The following is an 8,307-nucleotide window of genomic DNA, read 5'->3' as shown; positions in this document are numbered from 1 at the left end:
CTGAACAATCAGGGCAAGATCGCCGGCAATGCCGGGCTGGACATCAAGGCCGCCGACATCGACAACCACGGCGGCACGCTGCAGTCGGCCGGCCAGTTGAAGCTGGAGAGGCAAGCCGGCTTGAACAACGACGGCGGCCACATTGTCGCCAAAGACCTGAATCTGAAGGCGGGCACGCTCAGCAACAAGGGCGGCGAAATCCGCCACCTGGGACAGACCATGGCGCAATGGCAGGTGCGCCAGCGTCTCGACAATCAGCAAGGTACGCTGTTCAGCAACGGCGGCCTGACGCTTGCGGCTCAATCCTTGAACAACCAGCAGGGCTCGTTGAGCAGCCTGGGCGCGCAATCATTGCAATTAGCCCAAGGTCTGGACAATCAGGGCGGCGCCTTGGTCAGCGGACAAGGGCTGCAACTGCAGCTGGGCGCGGCCTTGAGCAACCAAGGCGGCACGGTGCAAGCCGAATCCTTGCAAATGCACGCGGCTGGCCTGGGTAATCAGGGCGGCAGCATCAAGGTGTTGGGAAGCGGCGACGGCAAGGTCAACATCAGCGGGACGCTCGACAACTCCGCACAGGGTTTGTTGGCCGGCAATGGCGGTCTGGAGGTGAACGCCGCGGCCTTGGACAACCGCCAGGGTACTTTGCAAAGCGCGGCCAAGCTGGGCGTGCAAGTGGCGCAAGTGGCGCAGAACCAGGGCGGCAAAATTCAGGCCGGGCAACTGCAACTGAAAGCCGCCGAGCTGAACAACCAGCAAGGTCTGCTCAGCCAGGCAGGAGACGGCGTGGCCAAGCTGGAGTTAAGCGGCCAGCTGGACAATAGTCTGCAGGGCAAGGTGCTGTCCAACGGTCAATTGCAGGTGACGGCGGCAGGCTTGCTGAATGCCGGCGGCACGCTCAGCAGTCAGGGCGATCTGCAGCTCAGCGCGAGCGGAGCGCTGGACAATCGCCAGGGGGCTTTGGGCAGCAACGGCGCTTTGAAGTTGGACAGCGCCAGCGTGGACAACGCCGGCGGCCTGATCCAGGCCGGCCACACTTTGACCTTGGGCAGCGGTAGTCTGCTCAACCAGGGCGGCAAGCTGTTGGCGCTGGGCAGCGGCGACAGCCGTGTGACCCTCAGCGGGCAATTGAACAACGGCGGCCAGATCGCCGGTAACGGCGATTGGCGGATCAAGGCGCAAGGACTGGACAATGCCGGCGGCAGCCTGCTGAGCGTGGGCAGCCTGGGCATCGACACCGTGAGCCTGGGCAATTCCGGTTCCTTCCTGGCTGGCAAGGATTTGAGCCTGACCTTGGTCAGCGACTTCATCCACGCGGCGGGCAGCAAGCTGCAAGCCAATGGCAAGCTCAGCATCAGCAGCGGCGGAAATCTGATCAACAGCGGCCAGTTGCAGGCCGGCGGCGATTTGGTTTTGAACGGCGTCAGCTGGACCAATAGCGGCGAGGTCAACGCAGGCGGCAAACTCAGCGCTGCACTGAGCCAGGCGCTCAGCAATAGCGGCAAGCTCAGCGCCGGCAGTTTGCAACTGAACGCCGCCAGCGTGCTGAACACCCACTCCATCACCGGCGGCGATATCTCCATCCAGGCCGCCAGCCTGGACAACGGCGGCAACCAGGGGCTGATCGCCTCTGCCGGCAATATGGCGTTGGATATCGGACAAACCCTAAATAATCACGATGGCAGCTGGTTGTATAGCCAGGGTGATATGCGCATAGGCAAGGCCGGAGCGGCCGCAGGGCAGGTGATTAACCATGTGGCAACCTTACAAACTGATGGGAATTTATTTGTTGATGCAAGTGGATTGAGGAATGAATCTGCTGCCATTGCGTTAAAGACAAATAGTCTTGAAAAAGTAGAGCGGCGGAGTCTATATAAATATCCTGTGATGCTTGTTGGTGTTACTGATAATTGTGGTCATGATGGACGTGGGTTGTGTTCTCCAATAATTAGGCCGTATGTTGGTGAATTTTATTTCAAAAATGGGGTGGATGTAAGTAGGAAGGTTTTTTATCAGAATTGTGATAGGTCCTGTGGTCCGGACCCATATTATCTACTAAATTATAGAGTTGTAAAAGATGATGTTCAGCATAATTTGTTAACTGTGGAGCGTAAGGTTGAATTTCCTAACGCTGGTGGAAGAATTGTTGAGGTGAAAACGGAACAATATTATTACATAAGTAAAAAAAATGACAGGTATGTTTACTTGGTGGGGTTTGATCCAAATAAGCATCTTTTCCCTGTAAATGGTCAGATCTGGGCTAGTAATATGTTGGCGGATGCTAGAGCGATGACAACTGGAGAAATGGAATCTCGTCTACCTCCTAATAATGACTACCAGCACTATGTAGGAGATGGAGTTGAGTTAAGTGTCTTTAGTCGGGAGGGAAGGGGGCGGGTTGTGGATTTGTCAAGCATCTCTCCAAATTTACCCTTGGCCAACCCTGGGGAGTTTGCTAGAGTCACTAAAATTAATGAGATGGTAGATGTCGCTGTTGAGGGGAAGGGACGTGGTGGCTTCTACGTTGGAGGTGATGCTCGTTTCAATGTTGTAGAAGGGGTTAATGAGTATGGTGATATTTTGGTTGGTGGCGATTTTTTTGAAAGTGGTGGGGTAATAAAAAACATTGGGCAGAATTTAAATAAGACAGTAGTGACATCGATTGTTTCTACTGTGGCTAATGAGTGCCAGCCCGGGCGATTCTGTTTTGGTACTCATGATGTGTCGTTGCCTATAAAAACAGTGGTTGAGAAAGTAGGGTCGCTTGATGCAGTAATTAGCACCGGCAAAAAACTCACACTACAAGCCCCCACCATTTCCAACGGCAAGGCTTCTCAGCTCGATATCTCTCTAACTACCGGCGACAGCCAGTCCAAAGCGACGGCGGTAAACACCGCAGCGGGCAAGGCTTTGGCGCAAGCCGATGGCGACATGGCCAGCGAGGGCAAGAATCTGGGCGGCAAGCCGCTGGATGCCGTCGCCTCCGCGCAAACCTTGGCCGGGCAGCTGACTGGCGCGCAAGCGGCGGCGGATCTGCAAAAATCAGCGGTGGGCGGCCTGGCCGGCGCGCAGTGGGATGGAGTCAAAGCCGCGGTGCTGCCGCAGCAAGTATTGTTGGAGTCCGCCGGCACCAAGGCGGCCAACCCGGTGGCGGACGGCTATAGCTTGCCCAATAACGGCCTGTTCCAGACCCGCCCGGCGCCGGCGCAGCCTTATTTGGTGGAAACCGATCCGCGCTTTACCCAATACGGCAATTTCATTTCGTCGGATTATCTGCTCAAACAATTGGGCTACGACCCCAGCCGTGTGGAAAAGCGCCTGGGCGACGGTTTCTACGAGCAGCAACTGGTCAGCCGCGCGGTGACGGAACTGACCGGCAAGCGCTTCATCGGCGGCAACGCCAACGCGACGCAGCAATACCAGCAATTGATGAGCCAGGGCGCGGAATACGCCAAGCAATTCCAATTGACGCCGGGCGTGGCGCTGTCCGCGGAGCAGATGTCTCGCCTTACCGCGGATATGGTGTGGCTGGTCAAGCAGAATGTCGACGGTCACGACGTGCTGGTGCCGGTGGTGTACCTGGCCAAGGCGCAGGAGCAATCGCTGCGCGGCCAGGGCGCGGTGCTGGCCAGCAGCCATATGGAGCTGCTGGCCGATGGCTCGCTGATCAATAGCGGCACCCTGAAGGCGGACAACAGTCTGTTGGCGCAGGCGGGCGATATCCGCATCGAAGGCGGCAAAGTGCTGGCCGGCGGCGATCTGGGCCTTGGCGCTCGCCACAATCTGAGCGTTAGCGACGACAAACAACACAGCCAGGCCGGCAGCGTGATCCAGGCGGGCAGCTTGCAGCTGCAGGCCGGCAATGATCTCAAGCTGCAAGCCGCGCAGCTGCGGGTCAGCGGCGACGCGCAACTGCAGGCCGGCCGCGATCTGGACATCGCCAGCCGCGAAAATCGTTACAGCTATGCGGCCAACACCGGCCGCAGCCAGTACAGTTACCAGCAGGTCGACCATGTCGGCAGCACGCTGCAAGTGGGTGGCAGCTTGGGCTTTAACGCCGGGCACGACCTCACGCTTAGCGGCGCGGACGTCAAAGCAGGCGGCAAGCTGCTCGCCGTGGCCGGCAATGAGCTGACCCTGCAATCCACATTGGACAGCAAGCAAGGCCAGGGCAGTTGGAATGGCTGGGGTTGGGGCGCGTACTCGACGCTGGACCAGATCCGCCATGCCACCCAGCTGCAGGCCGGCGGCGATATGCTGCTGCAAGCCGGCGGTAATCTAGCCCTCAACGGCTCCCAGGCCCAGGCCGGCGGCGGCCTGCTGGCGCTGGCCGGCAAGCAGTTGACCGTACAAAGCGAAGCCAACAGCCGGCAAGATCGTCTCAATGTGCAGATGGGTTCCAAGGGCTATGGTCACAGCTGGCAAACAGACAGCCTTACCGTGGCTGGCCTGACCAGCCAGGGCAATCTGCAATTGCAAGCCGGCGACGCCGCCGTACTGAACGGCGCCAGCCTAGGCAGCCATGGCGGTTTGACGCTGAATGTAGGTCAGGATATTCGCCTGGGGGCGGTGGCTACCCAAAGCCGCAGCGACAACTACTACACCAATGGCGATATCCACAACAACTACGACCTTAGCCAGCACGGCAGCGCGCTGTCTGGCGCCAGCGGTTTGACCCTTAATGCAGGCCGCGATATTGCAACTCAGGCGGCCAACATCATCAGTGACGGTCAATCGGTTTTGTTGGCTGGGCGTGATATAGAGCTGGGTACTGCGGACAATAGACATAGCGACTACCACAAGACCGTGCGTAGTTCCGGGGGCGCGTTTAAGAAAAAAACCGTCACCGATATTAGCTCACACGACAGCACCACGGCGCAGCAGACACTGTTATCCGCCGATGCCATCGTGGCGAAAGGCGTACGCGACATTCGGGCCGTAGGTGCGCAGATTGTCGCTAACAACGATGTGGCTTTGATTGCGGGACGTGATATTACGCTGGACAGTGCCATAGACCGGGCGCGCTCCGAACATATTCATATAGAAAAAACCAGCGGCATGTTCGGCAGCAGCGGAGGCGGTTCGTTCGGCGTTACCGTGGGCAGCCGTACTAAAGGGCTGGAAGAACTGCAGAACAATGCCACTCATGTACAAGGGGTTGTTGGCAGTAACGCCGGCAGTCTGCTGATTCAGGCCGGAGGCAAAATCGACCTGATCGGCACTCAGTTGCAAGCGGCCAAAGATATTCAGATTGATGGTCGAGATGTAAGCGGAGTCGCGGTGGTGGATGCATTGGACAGCCGCACGCTTAGTTACACCGAATCCAGCGGTTTGCGTATCGGAGCCAAAAGCACGGTCAGCCAGGCAGCGGCCAATCTGATGAGCACCGCGGACCGCGGCTCGCAAGTCAGCGACCCTAGGCTTAAAGCGCTTTATGCCGCCAAAGCGGCTTACGCCGCCAAAGACTTGTCCACCATGATGCAGTCCGTCAGTCAAAGCACGGACAAGGGCGGCGGTTTGAAAGGCAGGGTTTCCATCGGCTATGGCTATAGCCATGAAGAAAGCGAGAGCATCTCCCACGTTGATGTGGTGAAGAAAGCGCAAGCTGCGGCTGGTGGCGAAATAGATATTCGGGCGCGGGGCGATGGGAGCGGAGAAAACGGAGACATCACGCTGACCGGAACGGCTTTGACTGCCAACGCAATTGCGTTGAACGCCGCTCGAGACCTGATTACCCATAGCCAGGAGGCCATCAGCAGCCAGGAAAGCACCTATCGCAAGCTGGATCTGGAGGCGGGGGTCTACATTGGCGGCAGCGTAGGCAAAGGCGGCGGCAAAGGCGGGATTGGCGCTTACGGCTCTGCGGCAATGAGCCAGAGCAGCACCAAGATCAGCAGTCTGACGCATGAGGAAACCACGCTGGACGCCACCGGCAAAGTGCAAGTCAAAACCGGTCGCGACGTTAGTCTGACGGGGACAACCGTGCGCGGCGACAGCATCCAATTTGAGGTGGGCAGAAATCTTACATTGACCAGCGAGCAAGATCGGGATCAATACCGGCAAAAGAGCTGGTCCGGTCAGATTGAAGGGCGTTATGCCTATGGCAACGATAGCGGAGTGGACGGCAGTCTGAGCTTCAGTCAAACCAAGAGCGATTGGCGCAGCGTGCAGGAGCAGACTGGTTTGTTTGCCGGAAAGGGTGGTTTTGATGTCGCCGTGGGCGGGCATTCCCAGTTGAATGGCGCGGTGATCACGAGCACGGCGGACGCCGCCAAAAACACGCTGCTTACTAATAGCCTGGGCTTTGCCGGGCTGGAAAATTCCGCGGAATACTCCGCCGTCAGCTTCAGCGCCAGTTTCAGCTCCGGCGGGGATGGCATGGGCGGCGCGCCAAAGGGCGGCATGGTGATGCCAGGTTTGGGCGTTCCGCAGCAGGAGTCCAAATCCAGTACCACGAACAGCGCGATAGCCGGCGGCAGCATTACCGTCAAGCAAGATCAGAGCAGCGGACAGGACAGTACGGTCGGTTTGAGTCGCGACGCCGCAAGCGCAGGTGGGCAATTGGAGCGTATCTTCGACGCCAAGAAAGTTGCGGAGCAGCAAGAGTTCAGCCGCGTCTTGGGGGAAGTCGGTTTCCGCGCCGTGGGCGACTTGTCTAAGGAAATGGGCTGGAAGGACGGTAGTCCGGAAAAAATGGCGTTGCATGCGTTGATGGGGGCGCTGCAGGCTAAGGCGGGCGGGGGCAATATGTTGGCGGGCATGGCGGCCGCCGGGGCCAATGAGTGGATAGGCAGCCAAGTGGCTGATTATCTGCAGAGCAATACCCAGTTGGACGAGCCGCAACGCAAAGCCATTCAGCAATGGGCGGCCGTCGCCACCGGTGCGGTAGTGGGCGGATTGAGCGGCGGCGATGCTGGCGCGGCATTGTCGGGAGGCGCGGTGGCGCTGGATGGGGAGAAGTTCAATAGGCAGCTGCACCCCAGTCAGACCAAGCTGGTGAAGGAAAAAGCAAAACAGTTGGCGGGGAAAGAGGGACTAAGCGCCAAACAATGGGAGGCTCGCCTGTTGGAGCAACTGGCCTTCCAAAATAGCGAGATGTACATTAGCTACCGCAATGACCCGCAGGCGGAAGCTATTTTGAAAGACCTGCAAGGGAGTAGCGGTGTTCGTCTGGATTATCGTGGAACCGCGGACTATAAGAACGATGCATTGAATCTACAGTATCTGCCTCAGATGGCGGATGCTTATGCTCAGTTGCCGCAGCTTAATGGCAGGATGAACCAGGAGCAATTTGCTCGCTATGTTGGGTTGGTGACCGGCGATTTTGCGCATGTTTCCAAGGCGGAGCAAAAACAGGTTGTGTTGCAGTTGCAGGAGGAATATACAGCAACGTTCAAGCAACAATTGGACTTGTATAAAAGCGGCAAGACCGCCTCTCCGGAAGTGATTCAGTTGGATAACCGTCTGGATCAGCTGAACAAATTGTTGGGTGCGGCGGAACACGTGGCGGTGACAAGCGGGGCGATTAACGAGTCTCAAACCAGCTTGATGCAAAGGGCAATCGCATCGGGCCTGCTGTTTTCCACCAATGGCGTCGCCCCCAAGCCGCAGGGCAGGCCGGTTGGCGGCGGGACGCTGGTAAAAGTAGGGCCGGCAAAGGAAAAGCCGGACTACCTGTCCGCATCGCCAGTGCCAGCAAAAACGCAAACCAAGCTGAATGCCAACCGAGATGGGGAAAGCTATCATGCGGAAACTTGGTCGTCGTTGAAGGCTGGGGTGGATCAGATCAGAAAACAGTATCCCATAATGAATGAAAAAGGGATCCCAGCTGGAAATGCAGGTGTGGCCGAAATTAATGTTTATGGTAAAGAGAGTGTGGAAGTGAAGGCGCACTCTAGAATAGGAAACAGTCCAGAAGGGCAGCGAGATGGGTTTGTTAGTCTACCTCCTCCGGGCGAAAGAATTCTAACCCCATATGCAGGTCCTTTTAAAGGGGTGCCAAGGGAGTCGGACACTGAGTTTAAAATATTGGAGGCTTTTGCTCAGAAGTACCGAAATGATGCTGGTGTGCGAGGAAATATTAATTTGTTTACAGAAAGGCCTCCTTGTGAAAGCTGTTCTAAAGTTATTAGGGAGCAGTTTGTGGAGTTTTTCCCCAACGTGGAGGTACGGTTGTACCATGGGAATGGTAATGTCGCAGTTTACAAGGATGGTGGAGTGGTGACAGTTACCCCTTCCGGGGCCGAGCGAAATAAGGGGAAGTGGCCGGTTGCGCCAGATTTGTCTTATAGTCCTGTAAAGAAAAAATAA

Annotated in this window: 1 protein-coding gene; it reads left to right on the top strand. The window is 57.2% G+C overall.

The features are described from left to right. Nucleotides 1-219 precede the first annotated feature (219 nt). Nucleotides 220-8,307: a hemagglutinin repeat-containing protein gene (locus ACODRW_RS14660; RefSeq protein ID WP_488906064.1), complete on the top strand. Its 8,088-nt coding sequence runs from the start codon at nt 220-222 to the stop codon at nt 8,305-8,307.

This window comes from Chromobacterium sp. FG89 (assembly GCF_057808735.1).
Note: the sequence above shows the minus strand (reverse complement) of the source record. Positions and strands in the feature narration are given on the sequence as shown.